Genomic DNA, 23701 nt, shown 5'->3' on the forward strand with positions numbered 1-23701 from the left:
GTATGCTCGCCCACCCACTGCATGAGGCCCGCCGGTGGGAACCGAAACGCCTGCGCTACCGGCTGTTCACGATCCCGGCGACCCTCGCCCGCCATGGCCGCCGCATCACCCTGCACCTCTCGAGCCGGGCGCGCTGGGCCGGCACCATGCTCGCCGCCATCATCGCGCTCCGCGCCCTGCCCGCGCCCGGCGGCTGACGCCGTCGATCCCGCTGACCACCACGAGCCGAGGACCGGAGACCCGCCCCCGCAGCGCCACGCGGCCCGTCGTCGTACCCTCATGCCAGAATCAGCGACACAACCCCGACAACGACGCCGAGCAGCCCCGATCAACAGCCCGATGAAAAATCGAGGCTAGCAACCTCGCGGGTCGAGGCATCCGCCGTCTGTGGCCGCCGCGCGGTTTCAGGCGAGGCCGTGGCTGTGGGCGTAGACGACCGCGGCGACGCGGTCGCGCACGCCGAGCTTCTGCAGCACGTTCGACACGTGCGTCTTCACCGTCGCCTCGCCGATGTAGAGACGTGCGGCGATCTCGGCGTTGCTCATGGCCTGCGCGACCAGGCGCAGCACCTCCATCTCGCGCTCGGTGAGGTCGGGCGCCCCTCGCGGGTCGGTGCGGGATGGCTGGGCGGGGGGCGCGGCGTGCGCGCGGCGACGTACCTGGTCGGGATGGTCAGCACCCGAACTGCGAAACTCCTCCAGATCTGCGGCTGCAGGCCCCGATCCGGGCTGACCCGGCGTCGATGGGCCCGAATCGAAGGAGTTCTGCAGGCCGGGCGCGGCGAAGCGCGCGATCACGCGGCGCGTGACCTCGGGGGCGAGCAGCGCCTCGCCGGCGGCGGCGACGCGCACGGCCGACACGAGCTCCTCGGGGCCGGCGTTCTTCAGCAGGAACCCGGATGCCCCGGCCGACAGCGCCTCGAAGAGGTAGTCGTCGCGGTCGAAGGTCGTCACGATCACGACCGCCGCGGCGACGGACGGGTCGGCGACGATGCGCCGGGTCGCCTCGATGCCGTCCAGATCGGGCATCTGCACGTCCATGCACACGACGTCGGGGTGCAGAGCGGATGCCGCAGCCACCGCCTCCGCACCGGTCGCCGCCTCGCCCACCACCTCGATCCCCGCCGCCTCGAGGATCATGCGGAATCCCGCCCGCATCACGGCGTGGTCGTCGACCAGCAGCACGCGGATCCCACCCGCCCCTCCCGCCCTCACGGGGCCGGCTCCGCGGCGGAACCGCCACCCGCCGCGGCGCCCACGGTTCCGCCGGGGAGGGCGCGTCGCCCGAGCCCGCCACCCGCCGCGACCGTGGCAAGCGGAACCCTCATCCGCACGAGGAACCCGCCGCGCGCCCGCGGACCGATCTCGATGGTGCCGCCCGAGGCCGCGGCGCGCTCGCGCATGCCGACGATCCCCAGTCCCGGCCGCCCGGGCACCCCCGCGCGCCCCGTGTTGGCGATCTCGAGCTCGACCGCGTCGGGGGCGTAGCGCAGGCGCACGTCGGCGGCGGCATCCGGTCCGCCGTGGCGGCGCGCGTTCGTAAGGGCCTCCTGCGCGACGCGGTACAGGTTGACCTGCACGACGTCGGGAAGGCCGACCGGTTCGCCGACCACGGTGAGGGTCGTGGGCAGCCCGTTCTCGGCGGCATGGGCGGCCAGCTGCGGCAGGGCCGCGAGCCGCACGGTGGAGGCGCCGTCGGTGTCGGCGTCGGAGGTGCGCAGGGTGCCGAGCAGCTGGTGCAGCTCGTCGAGGGCGGTGCGGGCGGATGCCTCGACTCCGACGAGCGCGGTGCGCGCGGCATCCGGATCCCGATCCAGCACCGCCCGCGCAGCCCCCGCCTGCACGCCCATCGCCGACACGTGGTGGGCGACGACGTCGTGCAGTTCACGGGCGATGCGCACCCGGTCGAGGGCGACCGCCTGCGCGGCGGTGACCTCGCGTTCGCGCTCGAGCTCGGCGGTGCGCTGGTGCAGGGCCGCGCGTTCGAGCGCCGACGCGTGCGCGCGATCGCCCATGTAGAACGCTCCGCCGAAGAACGCGATGTTCACCAGCAGCTGCGTGAGCATGAACGCGACGAACGGCGAGAACACCCCGACCCGCGAGAGCCCTTCGTCGGTAGGCGCCGTCGCCGCCTGGAACATCGCGATCAGCAGCCACGCGAACATACCGAGGGTGATGAGCGCCCGCGCGAGGTTCGCCCTGCGCCGGTCGTCGATCCACGCGCCCACGGTGTAGAGCGCGATGAACAGGGCGATGTTGCCCACGTAGAACTCGGGGATGCGTGCCGACCCGCCGACGAAGAACGTCAGCGCCACCACGCACGCCACGATCGACGGGTAGCGGCGGCGCACGGCCAGCGGTGCGGTCAGGCCCAGCGCGTACAGCAGCGCCCACTGGATGCCGGGGGCGTCGTCGCCGTAGATGCCGGTCACTTCGCCGAGGCCGGCGCTGAGCACCGCGCCGACGAACAGCGCCGCCGCCAGCCACACGTCGGTGCGCAGCTCTCGCACCGTCACGGGGATGCGGCTGGTGGAAGCCGCGAGCGTCTCAGGCATCCCTCCACGCTACGGCCGACGCGGCGGCGGGGCATCCCCCGCCAGACGGATGCCTTCGGAACACTCTGTACTTGCTATTGACAAGCATGCTTGCTTTTTGCAAGCATGAGCGAAGAAGTCACCGACAAGGCAAGGAGCAAGGCAATGACGCACATCTTCGTCAACGTCCCCACGACCGACCTCGAGCGCTCCAAGGCGTTCTACACGTCGCTCGGCGCGGGCATCAACCCCCTCTTCACCGACGAGAACGCCGCGTGCATCGTGTGGGACGAGAACGTCTTCATGATGGTGCTCACCAAGGAGTACTTCCAGACGTTCACCGACAAGCAGATCGCCGACCCCAAGACCACGGCCCAGGTGCAGATCGCGCTCAGCCGCGAGTCGCGCGAGGCCGTCGACCAGATCGCCGAGGCCGCGCTCGCCAACGGCGGCGCCGAGCCGCGCCCCGCGCAGGACCTCGGCTTCATGTACAGCCGCGACATCGACGACCCCGACGGCAACAGCCTGGGGTTCATCTTCATGGAGCAGCAGGCGGCCGAGCAGGGCCCCGAGGCGTTCCTCGCGGAGCAGGGGCAGCAGGCGTAGGTGGCGTCCCGCACGTACGGGCAGTACTGCGGGGTCACGACCGCCGTCGAGCTGATCGGCGAGCGCTGGGCGCTGCTCATCGTCCGCGATCTGCTCGTCGGTCCCCGCCGCTACACCGACCTCAAGCAGGGACTGCTCCGGATCCCCACGAACATCCTCTCCACGCGGCTCAAAGAGCTGCAGGAGGGCGGTGTCGTGCGCCGCGTGCCCATGATGAACTGCGGCCTCGTGTACGAGCTGACCCCCTACGGGCGCGAGCTCGAACCGGTCGTGCTCGCGCTCGGGCGGTGGGGATTCGCGTCGATGGGCGACCCGTCCCCCGACGACGTCGTGACCGCGGACTCGCTCACGGTCGCGCTGCGAACGGCTTTCCGAGCGGATGCCTCGGCCGCCCTCCCCGCGGCGGACTACGAACTGCACGTCGGCGACGTCGCGCTGCGCGTGCAGGTCGACGGCGCTTCGCTGCGGGTTACGCAGCTCGCCCCGCCGGCACCGCCGGTCGGGGGCCGTCGGCCGGACGGCGAGGCGGACCTCGTGTTCGCGTCGGGTCCGGGCATCCGTCGCGTGATCTCGGGCGAACTGACGCCCGCCGAGGCGATCGACGCGGGCGTGCTCGAGGTCGTGCGGGGTGAGGCGTCGCTGCTGGAGCGCTTCGCGGCGACGTTCCACATCGACCCCGGGAGCCTCGCGGCGGCGTAGTGCTGCGCCGAGCGAAGGAGGATGCCGCGAGGGCAGGAGCGATCGGCGGGAGGCCTCCTTGTTTCGGTGCATGCTCCTGATCTGGAGACGGATGCCCCGTGAGGGGGAGCCGCAGGGCGCGGCGGTGCGCGAGCGAAGGAGGTTGCCGCGAGAGCAGGAGCGATCGGCGGGAAGGCTCCTTGTCTCGGTGCATCCTCCTGATCTGGAGACGGATGCCACGCGAGGGGGCGGCCGCAGCGCGGCGGCGTCGTGCGACCCCGGGCGGTGTGGCGGTGCGCCGAGCGAAGGAGAATGCAGCGAGAACAGGCGCGATCGGTGCGAGGCCTCCTTGTCTCGGTGCATCCTCCTGTTCTGGAGACGGATGCCACGCGAGGGGAGACCGCAGCGCGCGGCGCCGTTCCACATCGAACCCCGGGAGGCTCGCGGCGGCGTAGCGGTGCGCCGAGCGAAGGACGATGCCGCGAGAGCAGGAGCGATCGGCGGGAGGACTCCTTGTTTCGGTGCATGCTCCTGATCTGGAGACGGATGCCCCGCGAGGGGAGGCCGCAGCGCGCGGCGGTGCGCCGAGCGAAGGAGAATGCAGCGAGAACAGGCGCGATCGGCGGGAAGGCTCCTTGTCTCGGTGCATCCTCCTGTTCTGGAGACGGATGCCACGTGAGGGGGAGCCGCAGGGCGCGGCGGCGGCGTGCGGCCCGCGGCGGCGTAGCGGGGCACCGAGCGAAGGAGGATGCCGCGAGGGCAGGAGGGATCGGCGGGAAGGCTCCTTGTTTCGGTGCATGCTCCTGATCTGGAGACGGATGCCACGCAAGGGGAGGCAGCGGCGTGTGAGGCGGGTCGCGGCATCCGCTCGGCGATAGCGTGCGCGTGTGAGCGAGCCGGGGGAGCGCGGGGATCCAGGGGCGACCCCTTCGTCTTTCGATGCGTCGCGCAGCACCCCCGGGCCTGTGGAGGCTGAGTCCGGCGCGCCAGTGCCGGCGCCCGTCGCGGCCGGCGCGCCCGAGCCCGGCGTGGCCGGGAAGCCTGAGCCGGTCGCGGCCGTACCGGCGCCCGCCGGGACGCCTCAGCCCGTCGCGGCCGGCACCCCCGTCCCGGCGCCCGGGGCGGGTAAGCCCGGGGCGGTCGCCGAGGCCCCCGCCCCGTCGCCCGCCCACGCGGACTCCGGCGCGCAGGAGCCCCCCGTCGGGGTGATCATGGTCGGCATGGCGTTGGTCGCCTGGTGGCCGGCGTTCACGCTCGGCGCGTGGGGCGAGGTGTTCTGGGACGACCTGATGGCGCTGTGGGCGGCATCGGTCGCGGCCTTCGTGTTCGTGCTGGTCGAGAAGCGCCGCCCGCTGTGGCGCAAGTTCGCGAGCGCGTTCGTGCTGCTGCTGCCATCGGTGTGGGTTGCGCTGAGCTTCATCGTGCGCACGCACCGAGAAGACGACCTCGCGGCGGTGATCGTCGATCTGAGCGCGTTCGCGGCGGTGATCCTCGGCATCCCGTTCACGCTGGTCGTGCTGGTGCGGGTCATCTGGCCGGACTTCCGATCAGAGACGACCCGCCGCCGCCGCTGGCTCATCGTGAGCGTGGTCGCAGGCGTCGTCGCGATCTCGTTCACGCTCGGCCTGAACCAGTCGCGGTTTCTCAACTGCGAGGACTTCACGCTGAGCGGCAACTCGCTCCCGCCCGACTGCACTCCGCTCGACGCCCCCGCGCCGGATTGACCTCGAGCCCACCGGCGGCGCGGATCGAGCCCCGTGGCGCCCGCGAGCGGCTACGCGCTCACCGCCCGGCCGGAGCGGCGTGCAGCAGCAGCGCGTAGCGGATGGCGAAGAGGCGGGCGGCGACGCGGTCCGCCGCCGACAGCTCGACCTGTTCGATCGGCACGAGCTCGGGCCTCACCCGGTGCTCGCGGCCGTCGACCACGACCGTCGCGGCGCCGGCGGCGCGCACGTTGCGCACCCACTGCGCACCCGGGCCGTACGGCAGCATGACGAAGAATCCGTCATCGACGGCCGTGGCCCCCACGGGGGTCTCGTACGGCTGCCCGCTGCGGCGACCCGTGTGGCGGACGACCGCCCACGGCGAACCGGGCGTCCCCGCCGTGCGGAGTGCCTGCGGGTTCGCGAAGTCGCGCTGGATGACGCGCGCGATCCGCAGCACCGTCGGGTTCTTCCGCCGCACGCCCAGCACGAACGCGCCCACCGCGCAGAGCAGTGTGCCGGCGACGATCCCGGCGACGAGCAGAGCCACGCGGCTGCGAGTCACGCGCCCAGCCTCACGCAATCCCCTCGGCGCGGCAAGAGGACGGATGCCCGGCCCGTCGGCGCGGGCCCGCCCCCGCCACGCGGCCGGGTCAGAAGATCATCGGGCGATCGTCGTCGTCGGGGCCGCCGAGGTCGAGGTCGACGACCACCGGAACGTGGTCGCTCGGGGCTTCGCCCTTGCGCTCGTTGCGGTGGATCTCGGCGCCCGCCACCGCGTCGGCGAACGCGTGCGAGCCGAGGATGAAGTCGATGCGCATGCCCTCGTTGCGAGGGAAGCGCAGCTGCTTGTAGTCCCAGTACGTGAACCCGGTCGGCGCGAGCGGGCGCACCACATCGGTGAGGCCGGCGGCCTCGAGCGCCGCGAACGCCTCGCGCTCGGGCGGCGAGACGTGGGTCGAGAACCCGGGGACCACCGTCGGGTCGCCGTTGTCGGCATCCGTCGGCGCGATGTTGAAGTCGCCGACGAGCGCCAGGGCGAGATCGGGGTTCTCATCGAGCGTGTCGCGCGTGTACGCGGTGAGCGCGGCGAGCCAGTCGAGCTTGTAGTAGTAGTGGGGATCCTGGAGTGTGCGGCCGTTGGGCACGTAGAGGCTCCACACCTCGACCCCGCCGATGGTCGCGCCCAGCGCGCGGGCCTCTTGCGGGGCATCCGGACCGTTGTGGCCCTTCGCGAAGCCCGGCATCGCGGGGAAGGCGGTGCGCACGTTCTCGATCGGCTCGCGGCTCGCGATCGCGACGCCGTTCCACTGCGAGAAGCCGTACGCCTCGACGTGGAAGCCGGCATCTTCGAACCGCTCGAACGGGAACTGCTCGGTCTTGCACTTGATCTCTTGCATCGCGAGCACATCGATGTGCTCGCGCACCGCGAACTCGACGATGCGGTCGACGCGGGCGCGGACCGAGTTGACGTTCCACGTGGCAAGGCGCATGGGCTCCAGCCTATTGCGGGCCGCCGACATCACCCGCGCGGCCACGGGCCGCGTCGCCGCAGCTAGCCTGGAGCCGACCCCGGAAGGAGCCCGATGAGTGTCGTCGTCGTCGGATCGGCGAACCTGGACCACGTCAGCCGGGTCGAACGCATCCCCGCTCCGGGCGAGACCGTGCTGTCGACGTCCTTCGCGCTGCATCCCGGCGGCAAGGGCGCCAACCAGGCGACCGCCGCCGCGCGAGCGGGCGCCGAGACGACGTTCATCGTGGCCCTCGGCGACGATGAGAACGGTCGCCGGCTCGCCGAGGGACTGCGCTCCGACGGCGTCGCCCTCCTCGCGCGAGTGTGCGACGAGGCGACCGGCTCGGCCATGATCTCGGTGTCGGGCGACGGCGAGAACGCCATCGTCGTCAACCCCGGCGCCAACGCGACCCTGCGCGAGCTCGACGAGCGCGAGCGCGCCGCGGTGCGCGCGGCCGACGTGCTGCTCGTCCAGCTCGAGGTGCCGCTCGAGACGGTCGCGGCGGCGCTGCGCGAGGCCCGCGGCGCCGGCACGGTGACGGTGCTCAACGCCGCGCCGGCCGCAGACCTCCCGCCCGGTCTACTCTCCGACGTCGACGTCCTGGTCGTGAACGAGCACGAGGCGGCGCTGATGGCGGCGGCGGCACGCGAGGACGGTGGCGGGGGCCGGGCCGAGGGCGAAGTCGAGCCGGATGCCGCGACCCTCGCCGCCCGCGTCGCCACGGTGCTGGTGACCTGCGGCGCCGACGGGGTGCTCGTCGCCCGTCGCGGCGAGCCGATCGTGCGGATCCCCGCGCATCCGGCGGTCGTCGTCGACACCACCGGCGCCGGCGACGCGTTCTGCGGGGCGCTGGTCGCCGCGCTCGCCCAGGCGGGCGACGGCTGGCCGGATGCCCTCGAGTCCGCGGTCCGCTTCGCCGCGGTCGCCGCCGCGCTTGCCGTCGGCCGCGCGGGGGCGGCGGCGTCGATCCCGTGCCGCGATGAGATCGAGGCGGAGGCCGCGGGACGGGCGGCATCCACCGTCCTAGACTCGGACGCATGACCGTCTCGTCCACGCCTGAGATCGAAGCCGACCGCCAGTACCTGATCGCGCTGATCGAAGACGAAGCGGTGTTCCACGGCGACTTCACGCTCTCGAGCGGCAAGCAGGCGACCTACTACGTCGACATGCGCAAGCTCACCCTCGACCACCGTGCGGCGCCCGCGATCGGCCGGATCATGCTCGACCTCATCAAGGACGTCGACGGCATCGTCGCCGTCGGCGGCCTCACCCTCGGCGCCGACCCGATCGCGAACGCCGTCATGCACGAGTCGGCGCGCACCCACACGCCGCTGGACGCGTTCGTCGTGCGCAAAGAGCCCAAAGACCATGGCCGCGGCCGCCAGATCGAGGGGGCGGAGGTCACGGGCAAGCGCGTCGTGGTCGTCGAAGACACCTCGACCACAGGCCAGTCGGCGCTCAAAGCCGTCGAGGCGCTGCGGCGCGAGGGCGCAGAGCCGGTCGCGGTCGCGGTGATCGTGGATCGCAAGACCGGCGCGCAGGCCGCGGTCGAGGCCGAGGGCCTCACGTGGCTCGCCGCGATCGATCTGGACGACCTGGGCCTGGACCCGCAGTAGGCCGCGCGGGTCAGCCCTTGAAGAAGGGCAGCTGCGAGGCGAGCCCGAGCATGAGCCCGAGCACGGTCAGCAGCACGAGCCCGCGTCCGTTCGAGATCGCGTTGCCCTGCGGGGCGTCGCGCTTGCTGCGCACGAACAGCACGAGCGCAATGGTGAGCACCACCAGTCCTGACACGGCCAGCACGATCGACATCACGACCCGTCACACCCCTGACCCGCCAACGACATTGCCACGAGCGTAGCCGAGGGGCAGGCGGATGCCGCGACTCGGCGTCGACCGGCCGCGGGGGTGGTCGTCTCGGCTGGCCTGCGGCTCGCTCACGCGTGCGGGTCGTCGTCGCGGTCGCGGTTGCGGCGCACGTACGCCACGACCCACACGACGAGCGTCGCGAGGAGGATCAGCGCCGACGCCGACAGCAGCAGGGTCTGCTCGAACTCGTTGATCACGGCCGATCACCCCGGCCTTCGGCCGGCCGCGGCGTCCGCCACGATCTTCGCGATGCGCGCCGCGCGCGTGGCGGGTCGGCGTGCGGAGTCGACCAGTGCGATCGCGCCCTTGCGCGTCGACGGTGGAAAGGCATCCCAGCTTGCGCGCGCGACCGACTCGGCGTCGAGAGCGCCGGCGAGGTCGGCGGGCTCGCGCAGCGCCTCGGCGTTGTCGAGCACGGTCCACGAGCCGTTCGCCTTGGCGACCTCGATGGCCTTGAGCCCTGCGGGTGCGAGCAGCCCCTCGGCCTCGAGCCGTGCCAGGCGCGCCTTGTTCGTCGCCGCCCACCCGCTCGAGGGGCGCCGGGGTGCGAACCAGAGCCCGCCGCGCTCGTGGTCGAACGAGCGCACCGGCCCGTCGATCCAGCCGAAGCAGAGTGCGTGCAGGATCGCGTCTTCGTAGTCCACGAAGACGAGCCCCGAGCCGGGGCGTGCCCGCACCAGCCATGCGCCCTTCGACGTGCCGTGGTTGTCGGCCAGCCAGGCGCGCCAGGCCGCGGCATCCGTCGCCTCGACTCTCTCGCCCTCGTCCAGCGTGCCCATGACCCGACCCTAGCCGGGGTCGCCGACGTCGTTCACACCCCTTCGGGCAGGTCGGTCTCGACCGGCCCGCCCTGGAGGAGGTCGGCGACCGAGTCGAGCACCTCGTCGGGCCGGAACGGGTAGCGCTCGATCTCGGCGCGGTCGCTGATCCCGGTGAGCACGAGCACCGAGTGCAGGCCCGCCTCGATCGCGGCGACGACATCGGTGTCCATGCGGTCGCCGATCATGCCGGTGTTCTCGGAGTGCGCCCCGATGCGGTTCAGCGCCGAGCGGAACATCATCGGGTTCGGCTTGCCGACGACGTAGGGCTCCTTGCCGGTCGCCTTGGTGATGAGCGCCGCGAACGACCCCGTCGCGGGCACGACCCCCGACGGGGTGGGGCCGGTGGCATCGGGATTGGTGACGATGAAGCGCGCGCCGGCGCCTATGAACCGGATCGCCTTGGTGATCGCCTCGAACGAGTACTGCCGCGTCTCGCCCACGACCACGTAGTCGGGCTGCGACTCGGTCATGATGTAGCCGGCCTCGTGCAGTGCCGTCGTCAGCCCCGCCTCGCCGATCACGAACGCGGTGCCGCCGGGAAGCTGCGAGTGCAGGAAGTCCGCCGTCGCGAGAGCGGAGGTCCAGATGCTCTCCTCGGGCACGTCGAGCCCCGATCTGGCAAGCCGCGCGCTCAGGTCGCGCGGGGTGAAGATCGGGTTGTTGGTCAGCACGAGGAAAGGGGTGCCGGTGTCGCGCCATTGGGCGAGAAGCTCGGCCGCCCCGAGGATGGGACGGTTCTCGCGCACGAGCACGCCGTCCATGTCGGTCAGCCAGCATTCGACGTCGGCTCGGGTCCGCATGCGCACAGCCTAACCACCGTGCGGGACCTGTGGTCGTCGGATGCCCCGGCGGGGACATAGTCTGCTCTGGTGAGTCGTGATGACTGGGATCCCCGGGAGCTTCCCGATCTCACCGACCGCGCCTACCTCGTGACCGGCTCCAACGCGGGACTGGGGTACTTCGCCTCGGAGCAGCTCGCGCGCGCGGGGGCCCGCGTGATCATGACCGGCCGCAACCCGAACCGGCTGGCTGCGGCGCGCGCCGCGGTGTACGGACGGGTTCCGGATGCCGCCACCGGCGCCCGCGTCGACACCATGATCCTCGACACCAGCAACCTCGGGTCGGTGCGCTCGGCGGCCGCGACCGTGCGCTCGCGCGCGGGCCTGGACGGCGTGCTGCTCAACGCCGGCATCGTGCACACGCCGAAGCAGCGCCGCACGACGCTCGACGGGCACGAACTGGTGTTCGCGACGAACGCGCTCGGCCACTTCGCGCTCGGCGGCGAACTGCTCACCATGCTCTGCGCGTCGGGAGGCCGCATGGTGTGGGTGGGTAGCATGTCGACGGCGCTCACTCCGTACGACCCGGTCGACCCCGAGCTCACCGAGGGCTACACCCCCTGGCGCGCGTACGTGCAGTCGAAGATCGCGACCGGCGCGCTCGGCTTCGAGGCCGACCGGCGGCTGCGCGAGGCGGGACTGCCGGTGTCGAGCGTCGTCGCGCATCCGGGGTATTCCACGAGCGGGCGCACGCCGGGCATCCCCGGTGTGAACGAGCCGAGCAGGCTCACGCGTTTCGTCGACAACCTGCAGGCCGCGATCGCCCAGTCCAAGGAGCGCGGCGCGTGGCCGCTAGTGCGCGCGCTCGTCGATCCCACGGTCGAGGGCGGCCAGTTCTGGGGTCCGCGGTTCGGAACGCACGGCCAGCCGCGCCGTACGACACCCTCCCGAGTCACGCGCGACCACCGGATCGCAGAGCGCCTGTGGCGCGTCAGCGAAGATGCGACCGGTGTGCGCTGGCCCTTCGAGCGGGCGGCGCGCGCGGCGGTCTGAGTGTCTGAACCGGGCCGGCCTCGCGGTCTGTTCGTCCCACCTGGGCCACGACGAGCGGGGGGCGGATGCCTCGCCCCGCGGCATCCTGATGCCAGAATTGCCGCGGGGAGGTGCCATGGGGCACGACGAGCGGTCGCTGTGGGCGCGAGTGATCGCGCGGATCCGCGAGTCGTCGTGGGCAATCGACGCGAACGACGGGATCATCGCCACCGCGGGTCTGCTGCAGGGCTTCGCGGGTGCGGGCGCCGGCGACCAGCTCCTGCTGTTCGCCGCGGCGTCGGCGATGCTCGCGGGCGGGCTCAGCGCGGGGGGCGCGAAGTGGGCCGAGGTCGCCGCGGAACGTGAAGTGCAGCTCGTCGTCGCGCGCGAGGAGGCCCACCAGATCGCCGCCGACCCCGAGCGCGAGCTCGCCGAACTCGCCGAGCACTGGGAGGGCCGGGGACTCTCGCCCGAGCTCGCGCTCGAGGTGGCCGAGCAGCTGTCGGCCCGCGACCCCCTGGCGGCGCAGCTCGACGCCGAGCACGGACTCGAAGAGATCCTGTCGCAGGCGGCGCCGTGGTGGGCGGGCGTCGAAACGGCGATCGCGTTCATGATCGGGGCGGTGATCCCCGTGCTGATCACCTTCTTCGCGCCGGTCGCCGTCGAGACGGTCGCGATCCTCGTCGCCGTCGTGATCTCGCTCGGTCTCACCTCGCTCGTCGCGGCGGGGGTCGGCCGTTTCTCGGCACTGCGGATGCTGCTGCGCAGTCTCGTGGTCGGGCTCGGCACGATGGCGGTCAGCTACGCCGCCGGCGCGATCTTCTTCTGATGCCTCAGGCGCTGAGCCAGATGACGCCGGCAGCCTCGGCGGGAAGGGTCAGCTCGGTTCCGTCCACCACGAGGGTCGTGGGAGCGGCCGTCCCGCTCATGCCGCTCACGGTGACGATCGCTCCCACGACGACGCCCGCCTCGTCCAGGGTGCGAAGCAGCGCCGGGTCGCGGTCGCTCACCCGCAGCACGCGTCCGGAGTGGCCCGCGGCGGCGTCGGCGAGCAGCACGAAGGGCTCGCGGTGCACGCGGCCCGCGGCATCCGGGATCGCGTCGCCATGGGGATCGAATCGCGGATGCCCCAGCCGCTCGTCGATGCCGTCGAGCAGCCGGTCGCTGACGGCGTGCTCGAGCACCTCGGCCTCGTCGTGCACTTCGTCCCACGTGTAGCCGAACTCGCGCACGAGCCATGTCTCGATCAGGCGGTGCCGGCGGATGACCGCCGCGGCCCGCCGCTCGCCCGCGGGCGAGAGCGACACCGGGCCGTACGGGCGATGGGTGACCAGTCCCTGCGCGGCGAGCTTCTGCACCATCTCGGTCACGCTCGACGGCGCGAGCCCCAGCACGGCCGCGAGCTGCGACGGCGTGATGCGGGCGCTCTGCCACTCGGTGTGGTGGTAGATCGTCTTGAGGTAGTCGTCGACCGCCGGTGATGCCACCCGCTCAGGCTACCGGGGCCCCGCGCGCCTCACGCGCCGGTGAGCACGAGCCACAGCAGCACCCCGTTGAGCGCGATGAGGAAGACGGATGCCGCGACCCCCGCGATCGTCGTCCAGACGCGGTTGCGGTATCGGCCGAGCACATCGGCCTTCGCGGTCAGGGCGACCAGGGGGATGAGCGCGAACGGGATGCCGAACGACAGCGCCACCTGGCTCAGCACGAGAGCGAGCGTCGGGTCGAACCCGAGCGCGAGGATCACGAGCGCGGGCACCAGTGTCACGAGCCGGCGTGCGAGCAGGGGAACGCGCACGTGCAGCAGGCCGTGCATGATCTCGGCCCCCGCGTAGGCGCCGACCGAGGTGCTCGCGAGGCCGCTCGCCAGCAGGCCCACCGCGAACAGGGTCGCCACGACCGGGCCGATGCCGTTGTGCAGCGCCGCATACGCGCCCTCGAGCGAGTCGGTGCCCGGCACGCCCTCGAGGTTGGCGGCGGCCAGCAGCAGGATGCAGAGGTTCACGGTTCCGGCGATGATCATCGCGATCGACACGTCCCACTTCGTGGCGCGCAGCAGCCGCGACGTCGGGATGCCGCGCAGGTCTTCGAGCGCGATGCCGCGGGACGGGGCATCCGTCGTCGCGCCCTTCGCGCGGGGCGTGCCGGCGGCCGGGGCGAAGCGGTCGCGCGCCAGGGCGCTGTGCGCGTAGATCGCGTGGGGCATGATCGTCGCGCCGAGGATCGACGCCGCCAGCAGCACCGAGTCGGCGCCCTCGAAGCGGGGGACGAGCCCCGCCACGATGCCGGCCGGGTCGGGCGGGCCGACGAACACGCCGTAGGTGAAGCCGATCGCGATGATGACGACGAGCCCGATCACGACGAACTCGAACGGCTTCGCGCCGCCGCGCGACTGCACGAGCAGCAGCGCGATCGAGACGGCGCCGGTGATGAGCCCGCCCCACACCAACGGCACGCCGAACAGCAGGTTCAGCGCGACCGCACCGCCGATCACCTCGGCGATGTCGGTCGCCATCGCCACGAGCTCGGCCTGCAGCCAGTACGTCCGCCGTCCCCAGGGGTTGCGGATGCGACGCCCCAGCGTCTCGGGAAGGCTCTGGCCGGTGACGATTCCGAGCTTGGCCGAGAGGTACTGGATCAGCCACGCCATGACGTTGCCGATCACCACCACCCACACCAGCAGGTACCCGTAGCGGGCGCCCGCGGTCATGTTGCTGGCGACGTTGCCGGGGTCGAGGTAGGCGACCCCGGCAACGAGCGCCGGGCCGATCAGCCACGCGAGGCGCGGCAGGCTCGCGCGGCGCCGGGCGGGCGCGGCGTCTGGCGCCGGCGTGCGGCGCGACGCGGGCGCGGGCTGCGAAGCGGTGTCGCGCTCGTCGGCGAGCGGCGGATTTTTCGGCATGCCGAAATACTATGACTGTTTTCGGTTCACCGAAAGATGGGGCGAAACTCCTCCGATTTCGACACCGCAGCCGCGACACGCCGTGCGTCGGCAGGCCGGGCACTCGTTTTGGAGGAGTTGCCGACGACGCGCGGCAGATACCCTGGGCCGGTGACCGAGGACGCGCGAGAGGCCGAGCCGGCGCTTCCCGTCGGCGTCGGGCCGTGGCCGGGCGGGCCGGCGGCATGGCCCGACGACCCGCGCTACGACCGGGACCTGCTCGCGAACGGCGACACCCGCAACGTCGTCGACGCGTACCGCTACTGGAGCATGGACGCCATCGTCGCCGACCTCGACACCCGCCGCCACGGGTTCCACGTCGCGATCGAGAACTGGCAGCACGACATGAACATCGGCTCGATCGTGCGCAGCGCCAACGCGTTCCTCGCCGCCGAGGTGCACATCATCGGCCGGCGCCGCTGGAACCGCCGCGGCGCCATGGTCACCGACCGGTACCAGCACGTGCGGCACCACGAGGATGTCGCGTCGTTCCAGAGATGGGCGGATGCGGCATCCCTCCCGATCATCGCGATCGACAACGTGCCCGGATCGGTGCCGGTCGATCGCGCCGACCTGCCCGAGGCGTGCGTGCTGCTGTTCGGGCAGGAAGGACCAGGGCTGTCGCCGGAGGCGCTGGCGGCGGCATCCGCCGTCGTCGAGATCACCCAGTACGGCTCGACCCGCTCGATCAACGCCAGCGCCGCCGGTGCGATCGTCATGTACGAGTGGTGCCGCCGCTGGGCGTGACCCTGCTGCGGCGAGCGCCGAGGCGGACGTCGGTCGCGGTCGGGGCCCTCACGCCCCCGCGGTCATCCACTCGGGGCGCAGCACCCGCCAGCCGAGGGTCACGAGCCGGGCGAGCATGTACACGTCGAAGAAGGCGATCGCCAGCCACGCGAGACCCCAGGCGCCCGTGGGGGCGAGCAGCCACAGCACCGCGAGCATGGGCAGGAACGGCACGAGGTTGAGTCCTCCGGCGATCGCGAGATAGCGGGCGTCGCCCGCGCCGATCAGCACGCCGTCGAGCACGAACACCACCCCGCACACCGGCTGGGCGAGGGCGAGCACGATGAGCGCAGGCTGCACGATCGCGGCGACGGCGGGATCGCCCGTGAACAGCAGTCCGATCACGCCCGACAGCGCGCCGATCACGACGCCGACGATGACGCCGAACCACGCGCCCCACCCCAGCGTGCGAGCCAGCACGCGCCGCACGAACGGCTCGTCGCCGGCGCCGAGGCCCTTGCCGATGAGCGCCTGCGCGGCGATCGCGAGCGCGTCGAGGGCGAACGCGGCGGTCGAGAAGATCGTGAACGCGACCTGCCACCCGGCCAGTTCCTCGGTGCCGAGCGTCGTGGCGACCGCCACGGTCGCCAGCAGCGCGAGCCGCAGCGACACGGTGCGCAGCAGCAGCCAGCCGCCCGAGCGGGCCGAACCGCGCAGACCCTCGCGATGCGGGCGGACGGATGCCTCGTGCCGACGAGCGAGCCTCCCGACGACCACGACGTAGGCGGCCACCATCGCCCACTGCGCGACGACCGTGCCGAACGCGGACCCCGCGATGCCCCACCCGACGCCGTAGATGAACAGCCAGTTCAGCAGGGCGTTCGCGGCAAAGCCGAGGCCGGCGATCCACAGCGGTGTGACGGTGTCCTGCATGCCGCGCAGGAGCCCGGTGGCGGCGAACACGATCAGCATGGCCGGAAGGCCCCACATCGAGATGCCCAGGTAGGCGGCGGCAGCCGTCGTCACCTCTGGGCTCGCGCCGAACAGGCCCACCAGCGTAGGCGTGGCGAGATACCCGGCCGCGGCGAGCACGGCGCCCAGGCCCAGCGCGAGCCACAGCCCGTCGATGCCCACCGAGACCGCGCGGGACGGATCGCCCGCGCCGAAGCGGCGCGCGACCGCGGGGGTCGTCGAGTACGCCAGGAACACCATCAGCCCGACGATGGTCTGCAGCACCGCCGAGGCGATGCCCAGGGCGGCCAGCGGCACGATCCCCAGGTGCCCGACGAGCGCGGAGTCCACGATGAGAAAGAGCGGCTCGGCGATGAGCGACCCGAGCGCGGGCACCGCGAGTCGCAGGATGTCGCGGTTCAGCGTCGCGGGCGGGCTCGTCACGCCATAGAGCCTAGGGCCGGCCGCCGGCGTCGTCCGGCGCGGATCCGCGCCGGTGACCGCCTCGGACGCTACCGTCGGAGTCAGCGACGAACGGGGGTCGGCGTGTCGGACGAACGGGCAACGAGAAGCGGCGACGGGCGGCGCCTGACCCGGTGGCTCTCGGACCTTCCGCGGTGGCTTCGCATCGTGCTCGGCGCCGCCGCGGTCGCGCTCGGCGCGATCCTCATCGTGCGCCCGACGACATCGCTGGGGGTGCTCGCGATCTTCTTCGGCGTCGGCTTCATCCTCACCGGCGTGCTCGAGCTCATCGGCGGGAGCGAGGGGGATGCGCCGACCCCGCGGTGGCGCGTGTACATGGGGCTGCTGTGGATCGTCGCGGGCGTCGTCGTGCTGGTGTGGCTCGGGCTCACCGTGCGCGTCCTGGCGCTCGTCGTCGCGGTGGGGCTCCTCGTCAACGGCGTGCTGTCGATCGTCTCGGCGTTCCGCAGGTCAGCGACACCGGATGCCCGCATCTCGGCCGCGCTCCTCGGGCTCGCGGGCGTCGCGTTCGGCCTGCTCGCCCTGCTGTGGCCCGATATCACCCTGCTCGTCGTCGCCGTCGTCTTCGGCGCGAGCCTGATCATCGGCGGTCTTCTCGAGGTGTGGCACGCGGTGCGCGGCACGCGGCCGAAGCACAAGACCGGCCCGCCCTCTGCGCTCGCGCGCTGGGCGCGCACCATCGCCGCCGTCGTGGTGCTCGTGCTCGCGATCGGGGCGGGCGCGGTCAGTGCGAGCCTGCGCGAGGGTTCCCCGGTCGTCGACGACTTCTACGCCGCTGCGCGCGACGTTCCCGGCGAGCCCGGTCGCCTGATCCGCGCCGAGCCGTTCGCCCGCGGGATCCCCGGGAACGCGCGAGGCTGGCGCATCCTCTACACCACGACGAACGGCGACGGCAGTCCCGCGGTGGCGAGCGGTCTGGTCGTGGTCCCGGCCGACGGCGGGGGCGACTACCCCGTCATCGACTGGACGCACGGCACGACCGGCTTCGCACAGCAGTGTGCGCCGTCGCTGGCGGAGGAGCCGTTCGAGTCGGGCGCGTTCTTCCTGGTGCCGGACATCGTCGACAGAGGCTGGGCGGTCGTGGCGACGGACTACATCGGCCTGGGCACCGAGGGTCCCCACCCTTACCTCATCGGCGTCCCGGCCGCCCATGCCGGCCTCGACGCGCGACGTGCCGCCGCGGAGCTCTCCGAGGCGCGGCTCGGCGACCAGACCGTCGTGTGGGGGCATTCGCAGGGAGGCGGCGCCGCACTGTGGACCGGAGCGCTCGCCGACCAGTACGCCCCCGAACTCGACATCGCCGGCGTCGCCGCGCTGGCGCCGGCATCCGATCTGCCCGCCCTCGTCGAGAATCTCCCGAACGTGCCGGGCGGCAGCGTGTTCGGCGCGTTCGTCACCGCCGCGTACACGGCGATCTACGACGACGTGGCCTTTCGCGACTACGTGCGCCCCGGTGCCGAGGTGACGCTGCGTCAGATGGCCAGCCGATGCCTCGCCGAGCCCGGCGTGTTCGTGTCGCTGCTCACGCTGCTCGGGCTCTCGCAGGATCCCGACCTGTTGTCGCGCTCGCCGATCGAGGGCGCGTTCGGCAAGCGCCTCGCCGAAAACGTGCCGCCGCCGACGATCAGCGCGCCGCTGCTGCTCGGGCAGGGCGCGGACGACTCGCTCGTCGTGCCGGACGCCCAGGACGCCTACGTCCAGTCGCTGTGCGACGCCGGCCAGCAGGTCGACTACCGCGTGTACGCGGGGCGCAACCACGTGCCCCTCGTCGAGCCCGACTCGCCGCTCGTGCCCGAGCTGTTCGAGTGGACGACAGCGCGCTTCGCGGGCGATCCGGTCGAACCCGGATGCTCCCGCACGGAGCATTGAGGCGCCCGCATCCGCCGTGCATCACGATGTGGTCATTTCTTCGCCCGAGGGTGGAGGGAGGGGCCGGCCGGACGCCTATTCTGTAACTCATGACCGATTCCCCCCGATCGGGTCTCGCACTCGATGAGCTGAGCGCCGACATCCGCCCGCAGGACGACCTGTTCCGCCACGTCAACGGCGCGTGGCTGGAGCGCACCGCGATCCCCGACGACAAGGCTCGTTGGGGATCGTTCCATCTCATCGCCGAGCAGGCCGAAAAGGACGTCCACGCGATCGTCGAGGAGTCCACCTCCGCCGAGCCGGGCACCGAGACCCGCAAGATCGGCGACCTCTACACCAGCTTCATGGACACCGAGCGCATCGCCGCCCTCGGCGCCGAGCCGCTGGCCGCGCAGCTCGCGCAGGTCGACGAGATCACAGACATCCCCTCATTCCTGCGCGCGGTCGGCGGGCTCGAACGCGACGGCGTCGGCGGACTGATCCACCTCTACGTCGAGCCCGACCCGGGCAATCCCGAGCGCTACCTGCCGTTCTTCATCCAGGGCGGGCTGTCGCTGCCTGACGAGAGCTACTTCCGCCTCGACAACTTCCAGGACACCCGCATCGCCTTCCGCGCGCACGTCGAGAAGCTGCTCGAGCTGGCGGGGGTGACCGATGCCGCGGCATCCGCCGACCGGATCACCACGCTCGAGACCGAGTTGGCGACCCACCACTGGGACAACGTGCGCAGCCGCGACGCGGTGGCCACCTACAACCTCAAGACGTGGGCCGAGGTGCAGCAGCTCGTCGGCGTCGACCTTCAGCCGTGGCTCAACGCGCTCGCGCCCGGCCACCGCGACGCGTTCACCGAGGTCGTCGTCTATCAGCCGAGCTTTCTCGAGGGGCTCGGGTCGCTGCTGACCGAGGAGCGCCTCGAGGACTGGAAGGCGTGGCTGCGGTTCGCGATCGTGCACGCCGCCGCCGCGTTCCTGTCGGACGACTTCGTCGAGGAGAACTTCGCGTTCTACGGCACGCAGCTCACCGGGGTTCCGGTCAACCGCGAGCGCTGGAAGCGCGGCGTGAGCCTGGTCGAGGCGGCGATGGGCGAGGCGGTGGGCCGCGTGTACGTCGAGCGGCACTTCCCGCCCGCCGCGAAGGTCGCCATGGACGAGCTCGTCGCGAACCTCGTCGAGGCCTACCGCCAGAGCATCTCGCAGCTGGAGTGGATGAGCCCCGAGACGCGCGAGCGCGCCCTGGCCAAGCTCGCCGCCTTCACGCCGAAGATCGGCTACCCGGTGAAGTGGCGCGACTACTCGGCGCTCGACATCGACGCGGGCGACCTCATCGGCAACGTGCGCCGCGCACACGTGGTCGAGCACGACAGGCAGCTCGACAAGGTCGGGGAGCCCATCGACCGCGACGAGTGGTTCATGACGCCGCAGACCGTCAACGCCTACTACAACCCGCTGATGAACGAGATCGTGTTCCCCGCGGCGATCCTGCAGTACCCGTTCTTCGACGCCGAGCGCGACGCGGCGGCCAACTACGGCGGCATCGGCGCGGTCATCGGCCACGAGATCGGCCACGGCTTCGACGACCAGGGCAGCCGCTTCGACGGCGACGGGTCGCTGCGCGACTGGTGGACCGACGACGACCGCGCGGCCTTCGAGGAGCGCACGAAGAACCTCATCGCCCAGTACGACGCGCTCACGCCCGTCGGGCTGTCCGACGAGTACAAGGTCAACGGCGCCCTCACGATCGGCGAGAACATCGGTGACCTCGGCGGCCTCGGGATCGCGATCAAGGCCTACGAGCTGTCCAGGGCCGGCGCCGAGGCGCCCGAGATCGACGGGCTCACCGGCATCCAGCGACTGCTGCTGAGCTGGGCGCAGATCTGGCAGCAGAAGGGGCGCGATGCCGAGACGATCCGCCTGCTGACGATCGACCCGCATTCGCCCAACGAGTTCCGCTGCAACCAGATCGTCCGCAACGTCGACGCGTTCTACGACGCGTTCGGCGTGACCAGCCAGGACGCCCTCTGGCTCGACGAGGCGGAGCGTGTCACCATCTGGTGACGGCCCATCCGCCTTCCCACCGCCCGACACCCACGGAAGGACCCCGCTCATGGGCACGCCCCCTGAGCCTTTCGACCCGAACGCCTCGCATCCGACACAGGATCACGCCGTCGACGACGCTCTGCCGCGTCGTCGCCGCGAGCCGCCTGTGCGAGAGGCCGAGCCCGCGCGAGGATCGCGGGGCAGTGCCAAGCGCTTTCCGCGTCGGGCGTCGGGCGGCCGTCGCACGAGCTTCGTGGCGACGCTGAAGGCCCTCGACGACCTCGCCGCGCACGGCGCGAAGGTGTCGGTGCGCATCACCGACCTCGACCGCGGCACCGCCGTGCTCGCCGGCGACGACTTCGTGACCCTCCCCATCGCGGGGCTCGGAGTGGTGCCCCTGCTCATCGAGGTCGCGGCCGGGTTCGAGGCGGGCACCCTCGACCCCTACGAGATCATCGAGCGCACCTCGGTGGAGCGGGTCGCGGTCGGCGGCGTGTGGCAGCACCTGATGGCGCCGGCGCTTCCGCTCACAGACCTCGCGGTGCTCACCGCATCGACCGGCGACGCGCTCGCGGCCAACGTCCTGCTCGCGCGCGTGGGGCTTCCGGCCGTGCGCGCGCGCATCGAGCAGCTCGACCTGGCGCGGTCGGCACTGCTGGACCGGTTCCGCGATGAGCGCGGGCCCGACGACGCACCGCATTTCGCCCTCGGATCCGCGGGGGAGCTGGCCGAGGTCTTCGCCGCGCTGGTCAACTCGAACATCGTCTCTCCGGGAGTCAGCGCCCAGGTCGCCGAGTGGCTGAGCCTCAACCACGACCTCTCCCTCGTGGCCGCGGCCACCGGGCTCGACCCCTTCTCGCACGAGAACGACGAGCACGGGCTGCTGTTCATCAACAAGACCGGCCGGGACGCCGGCATCCGTGTCGAATCGGGCGTGCTCGCAGGCCCGCGCGCCGGCGTCTCTTACGCGCTGATCGTGTGCTTCGACGACCTGTCGATCATGCACCGGCTGCGTGCGCACGAGGCGTTCCGCGTGCTGGGCACCGAGCTGATGGAGTACGTGTTCTGAGGCGAGCGGGCGAGCGGATGCCTCAGCTCAGCCGGTCGAGCAGCTGCAGGCCGCGCTTTGCCCATTCGATCTCGATGCGCGCGCGGTCCACGAGACCCTCGTACGCGAAGCGCTTGTAGGCGATCGTGCGTTCGCGCTGGGCGGCCGCCGTGGCCGCGAGGCGGCGGTTGAGCATGGGGCTGGTGCCGTCGTCGATCTGGTCGATCTGGCCCTCGAACTGCTCCAGCTCGCTCTCCCACTGCGCGATGTGATGCTCGAGAAAGTCGCGCGCGGCCTCGGGCGGCGCGGATTCGAGGTAGGCGGCCCGCAGGTGCGCGGGGTCGCGGACGCGCTGGTAGTCCAGCGAAGAGCCCATCCATTCGAGGAAGGCCCGCTCGCCGGCATCCGTCACGTGATACACCCGGCGGGTGCCGCGCTCGCCGCGCGTCTGCTCCTCGCCCTCGATGAGCCCGTCGTTCTGCATCTTGCGCAGCTCGGGATAGATCTGCGAGTCGGGGGCGTGCCAGACATGGCCGACGGAGTGGGCGAACTGCTTCTGCAGGTCGTAACCCGACAGCGGACCGACGCGAAGGATCGCCAGGAGCGCGTAGCGCAGGCTCATCATGCTCCTTTCGCAGGGGCCGGATGTGGTGCGAGGGGGGCCCGCCGTGCGACGGACCCCCCTCGGGTCTATCAGATCAGGCGTTCGCCAGCTCGTAGCCGGTGCGCCATCCGCCCTGATACGTCGAACGGGCGACGGTCGAGTAGGGCACGGGGCTGACGACCGCGCGCACGGGCAGCTGCACGTGCGGCTCGACCGTGGCCTTGGTCGTGTTGGGGTCTTCGCCCCACAGGACGCGCAGCTCGGTGCCCTCGGGGACGTTCGGGTCGATCGTCGCGAGCGACAGCGCGCGGCGCTCGTTCGACGAGTAGCCGGTGAACATCGAGTAGCCGACCACCGTGCCGTCGGCGTCGACGACGGCGTCGTAGTTGGCCGAGCCGTAGTTCGCCAGCGGCAGGTCGAAGAACTTGTAGCTCGGGCCCTCGACGTTGAACAGCGAGCCGAAGATCGACGTGACGTCCTCGGCGTCCCACGCGAGGGTGACCTTCTTGCGCTGCGTCGCCGGGTCGATCTGCTCGAGCGCGTCGCGGCCGATGAAGTCGTGGTCGAACTTCACGAACGAGCCGTAGCCGAGCTCCCACGGGGTGAGGTAGTAGTCCTCGATGTTGTCGGAGGCGAACGAGCCTGCGAGCGTGCCGGTCGCCTCGTAGCTGTCGACGCCGAGCCACTCGCGGTAGGCGCGCTCGGCCTCGCCGGTGTAGATGGCCGGAAGCGGCGAGGGGATCCAGCCGGACTCGAGCGTGTTCGACGGGTAGGCGCGCGAGCCCACCGGAAGCAGGCCGAACTCCTTGCCGGCCTCGACGATCGCGTCGCGGATCAGTCCGTGGTCCTCGTACGGTCCCCAGATCTCGAGTCCGGGGGCTCCGGCCATGCCGTGACGGAGGGTGCGGACATCCTTGCCGGCGATCTTCATCGTCGACATGTTGAAGAAGCCGAGCTTCTCGAGCGGGCCGCCGTTGAGCTTCTCGATCACGGCCCACGCGTTCGGGCCCTGGATCTGGAAGCGGTAGTACTGGCGCGACACGGCCTGGCCGTAGGGGCGCGAGTTCGAGCGACGGTCGACGGTGATGTCGAGGTTCTGGTAGCCGCCGGTCTCGCCGTGGAAGAGCAGCCAGTTCGACGCGGGCGCGCGGCCGACGTAGGTGTACTCGTCCTCGGCTTCGCGGAACAGGATGCCGTCGCCGATGACGTGGCCCGACGCGGTCGTGGGCACGTACTGCTTGGCCTTGTTCACGGCGAAGTTCGCCACGGAGTTGATCGCGGTGTCGCTGATGAGCTTGATCGCGTCGGAACCCTTGAGGAACACGTTGTCCATGTGGTGCGACTGGTCGTACAGCACGGCCGTCTCGCGCCACGCGCGCTGCTCCTTGATCCACGACGTGAAGTCGGCGGGGACCACGGGGTAGATGTACGAGCCGATCTGCGAGTTGCGCAGAAGCTCCACGGGGTTGGTCTGGTCCAGGAGTTCCTGGAGGTTGTTCGCCACGGGAGTG

24 protein-coding genes and 1 pseudogene are annotated in these 23701 nt (G+C 71.7%); 12 read left to right on the forward strand and 13 right to left on the reverse strand.

Going from position 1 to position 23701, the window contains the following annotated elements; all coding sequences use genetic code 11:
• A pseudogene (locus AB1K54_RS13495) lies at nt 1-197 on the forward strand (IS1380 family transposase); the annotation flags it as partial.
• 207 nt (nt 198-404) lie between these two features.
• Here the strand turns inward: AB1K54_RS13495 and AB1K54_RS13500 are convergent.
• On the reverse strand, nt 405-1157 hold the full coding sequence (locus tag AB1K54_RS13500) for a response regulator (RefSeq protein ID WP_371203356.1): 753 nt from the start codon (nt 1155-1157) through the stop codon (nt 405-407).
• Between the two features lie 53 nt (nt 1158-1210).
• On the reverse strand, nt 1211-2554 hold the full coding sequence (locus AB1K54_RS13505) for a sensor histidine kinase (protein WP_371203282.1): 1344 nt from the start codon (nt 2552-2554) through the stop codon (nt 1211-1213).
• Nucleotides 2555-2698: 144 nt separating this feature from the next.
• On the opposite strand from AB1K54_RS13505, the gene AB1K54_RS13510 reads away from it, so the two are divergent.
• The 3 genes from AB1K54_RS13510 to AB1K54_RS13520 all read left to right on the forward strand — a co-directional run bounded on the left by AB1K54_RS13510 (nt 2699) and on the right by AB1K54_RS13520 (nt 5541).
• A complete protein-coding gene (locus tag AB1K54_RS13510) occupies nt 2699-3139 on the forward strand; it encodes a VOC family protein (RefSeq protein WP_371203283.1) in 441 nt (146 codons plus the stop codon).
• Entirely contained in the window at nt 3140-3838 is a 699-nt protein-coding gene (locus tag AB1K54_RS13515) for a winged helix-turn-helix transcriptional regulator (protein WP_371203284.1), read from the forward strand.
• 968 nt (nt 3839-4806) lie between these two features.
• The gene (locus tag AB1K54_RS13520) at nt 4807-5541 is read left to right on the forward strand and encodes a hypothetical protein (RefSeq protein ID WP_371203285.1); all 735 of its coding nucleotides are present in this window, start codon (nt 4807-4809) and stop codon (nt 5539-5541) included.
• 58 nt (nt 5542-5599) lie between these two features.
• Here AB1K54_RS13520 and AB1K54_RS13525 read toward each other — a convergent pair whose 3' ends face one another.
• Nucleotides 5600-6085 (reverse strand): nitroreductase family deazaflavin-dependent oxidoreductase, encoded by a 486-nt coding sequence (locus AB1K54_RS13525; RefSeq protein ID WP_371203286.1) that lies wholly within the window; start codon nt 6083-6085, stop codon nt 5600-5602.
• 88 nt (nt 6086-6173) lie between these two features.
• Nucleotides 6174-7013 carry an exodeoxyribonuclease III gene (locus AB1K54_RS13530; protein ID WP_371203287.1) on the reverse strand — a complete coding sequence of 280 codons (840 nt, stop codon included), beginning with the start codon at nt 7011-7013 and terminating at the stop codon, nt 6174-6176.
• A gap of 93 nt (nt 7014-7106) precedes the next feature.
• Here AB1K54_RS13530 and AB1K54_RS13535 point away from each other — a divergent pair, with 93 nt between their 5' ends.
• Together AB1K54_RS13535 and pyrE are read left to right on the forward strand one after the other, a co-directional pair.
• Nucleotides 7107-8075, forward strand: a complete 969-nt coding sequence (locus AB1K54_RS13535; protein ID WP_371203288.1) for a ribokinase — start codon at nt 7107-7109, stop codon at nt 8073-8075.
• The gene (gene pyrE, locus AB1K54_RS13540; protein WP_371203289.1) at nt 8072-8650 is read left to right on the forward strand and encodes an orotate phosphoribosyltransferase; all 579 of its coding nucleotides are present in this window, start codon (nt 8072-8074) and stop codon (nt 8648-8650) included. Before AB1K54_RS13535 ends, pyrE begins: the two co-directional genes overlap by 4 nt.
• Nucleotides 8651-8660: 10 nt before the next feature.
• Here the strand turns inward: pyrE and AB1K54_RS13545 are convergent, their stop codons facing one another.
• The 4 genes from AB1K54_RS13545 to AB1K54_RS13560 form a co-directional block, all read right to left on the reverse strand.
• Nucleotides 8661-8843, reverse strand: a complete 183-nt coding sequence (locus AB1K54_RS13545; RefSeq protein ID WP_371203290.1) for a hypothetical protein — start codon at nt 8841-8843, stop codon at nt 8661-8663.
• 125 nt (nt 8844-8968) lie between these two features.
• Nucleotides 8969-9097, reverse strand: coding sequence for a hypothetical protein (locus AB1K54_RS13550; protein WP_371203291.1), 129 nt, complete (start codon nt 9095-9097; stop codon nt 8969-8971).
• A 6-nt stretch (nt 9098-9103) separates the two neighbouring features.
• A complete protein-coding gene (locus AB1K54_RS13555; protein WP_371203292.1) occupies nt 9104-9679 on the reverse strand; it encodes a YdeI family protein in 576 nt (191 codons plus the stop codon).
• Between the two features lie 32 nt (nt 9680-9711).
• Nucleotides 9712-10521: an HAD-IIA family hydrolase gene (locus AB1K54_RS13560; protein ID WP_371203293.1), complete on the reverse strand. Its 810-nt coding sequence runs from the start codon at nt 10519-10521 to the stop codon at nt 9712-9714.
• 69 nt (nt 10522-10590) lie between these two features.
• Here AB1K54_RS13560 and AB1K54_RS13565 point away from each other — a divergent pair, with 69 nt between their 5' ends.
• On the forward strand, nt 10591-11553 hold the full coding sequence (locus AB1K54_RS13565) for an SDR family NAD(P)-dependent oxidoreductase (RefSeq protein ID WP_371203294.1): 963 nt from the start codon (nt 10591-10593) through the stop codon (nt 11551-11553).
• Nucleotides 11554-11668: 115 nt separating this feature from the next.
• On the forward strand, nt 11669-12361 hold the full coding sequence (locus AB1K54_RS13570; protein WP_371203295.1) for a VIT1/CCC1 transporter family protein: 693 nt from the start codon (nt 11669-11671) through the stop codon (nt 12359-12361).
• Between the two features lie 4 nt (nt 12362-12365).
• On the opposite strand, the gene AB1K54_RS13575 is transcribed toward AB1K54_RS13570, so the two are convergent.
• On the reverse strand, nt 12366-13019 hold the full coding sequence (locus AB1K54_RS13575) for a metal-dependent transcriptional regulator (protein ID WP_371203296.1): 654 nt from the start codon (nt 13017-13019) through the stop codon (nt 12366-12368).
• 29 nt (nt 13020-13048) lie between these two features.
• Nucleotides 13049-14434 (reverse strand): Nramp family divalent metal transporter, encoded by a 1386-nt coding sequence (locus tag AB1K54_RS13580; protein ID WP_371203297.1) that lies wholly within the window; start codon nt 14432-14434, stop codon nt 13049-13051.
• A gap of 150 nt (nt 14435-14584) precedes the next feature.
• Between AB1K54_RS13580 and AB1K54_RS13585 the strand changes: the two genes are divergently transcribed.
• Nucleotides 14585-15220 carry a TrmH family RNA methyltransferase gene (locus AB1K54_RS13585; protein WP_371203298.1) on the forward strand — a complete coding sequence of 212 codons (636 nt, stop codon included), beginning with the start codon at nt 14585-14587 and terminating at the stop codon, nt 15218-15220.
• 48 nt (nt 15221-15268) lie between these two features.
• On the opposite strand, the gene AB1K54_RS13590 is transcribed toward AB1K54_RS13585, so the two are convergent.
• Nucleotides 15269-16594 carry an MATE family efflux transporter gene (locus AB1K54_RS13590; protein WP_371203299.1) on the reverse strand — a complete coding sequence of 442 codons (1326 nt, stop codon included), beginning with the start codon at nt 16592-16594 and terminating at the stop codon, nt 15269-15271.
• A gap of 102 nt (nt 16595-16696) precedes the next feature.
• Here AB1K54_RS13590 and AB1K54_RS13595 point away from each other — a divergent pair, with 102 nt between their 5' ends.
• From AB1K54_RS13595 to AB1K54_RS13605, 3 genes are all read left to right on the forward strand, one after another.
• The gene (locus AB1K54_RS13595; protein ID WP_371203300.1) at nt 16697-18502 is read left to right on the forward strand and encodes a lipase family protein; all 1806 of its coding nucleotides are present in this window, start codon (nt 16697-16699) and stop codon (nt 18500-18502) included.
• An 89-nt stretch (nt 18503-18591) separates the two neighbouring features.
• Nucleotides 18592-20556 carry a M13 family metallopeptidase gene (locus AB1K54_RS13600; protein WP_371203301.1) on the forward strand — a complete coding sequence of 655 codons (1965 nt, stop codon included), beginning with the start codon at nt 18592-18594 and terminating at the stop codon, nt 20554-20556.
• Between the two features lie 49 nt (nt 20557-20605).
• Nucleotides 20606-21607: a serine hydrolase gene (locus AB1K54_RS13605; RefSeq protein ID WP_371203302.1), complete on the forward strand. Its 1002-nt coding sequence runs from the start codon at nt 20606-20608 to the stop codon at nt 21605-21607.
• A 22-nt stretch (nt 21608-21629) separates the two neighbouring features.
• Here the strand turns inward: AB1K54_RS13605 and AB1K54_RS13610 are convergent, their stop codons facing one another.
• Both AB1K54_RS13610 and AB1K54_RS13615 read right to left on the reverse strand, forming a co-directional pair.
• Nucleotides 21630-22208: a PadR family transcriptional regulator gene (locus AB1K54_RS13610; RefSeq protein ID WP_371203303.1), complete on the reverse strand. Its 579-nt coding sequence runs from the start codon at nt 22206-22208 to the stop codon at nt 21630-21632.
• Between the two features lie 76 nt (nt 22209-22284).
• Complete coding sequence (locus tag AB1K54_RS13615; RefSeq protein ID WP_371203304.1) at nt 22285-23694, reverse strand: aminomethyl transferase family protein; 1410 nt, start codon at nt 23692-23694, stop codon at nt 22285-22287.
• Nucleotides 23695-23701: the final 7 nt, after the last annotated feature.

Source organism: Microbacterium sp. BWT-B31, from assembly GCF_041379855.1.
Lineage (GTDB): Bacteria > Actinomycetota > Actinomycetes > Actinomycetales > Microbacteriaceae > Microbacterium.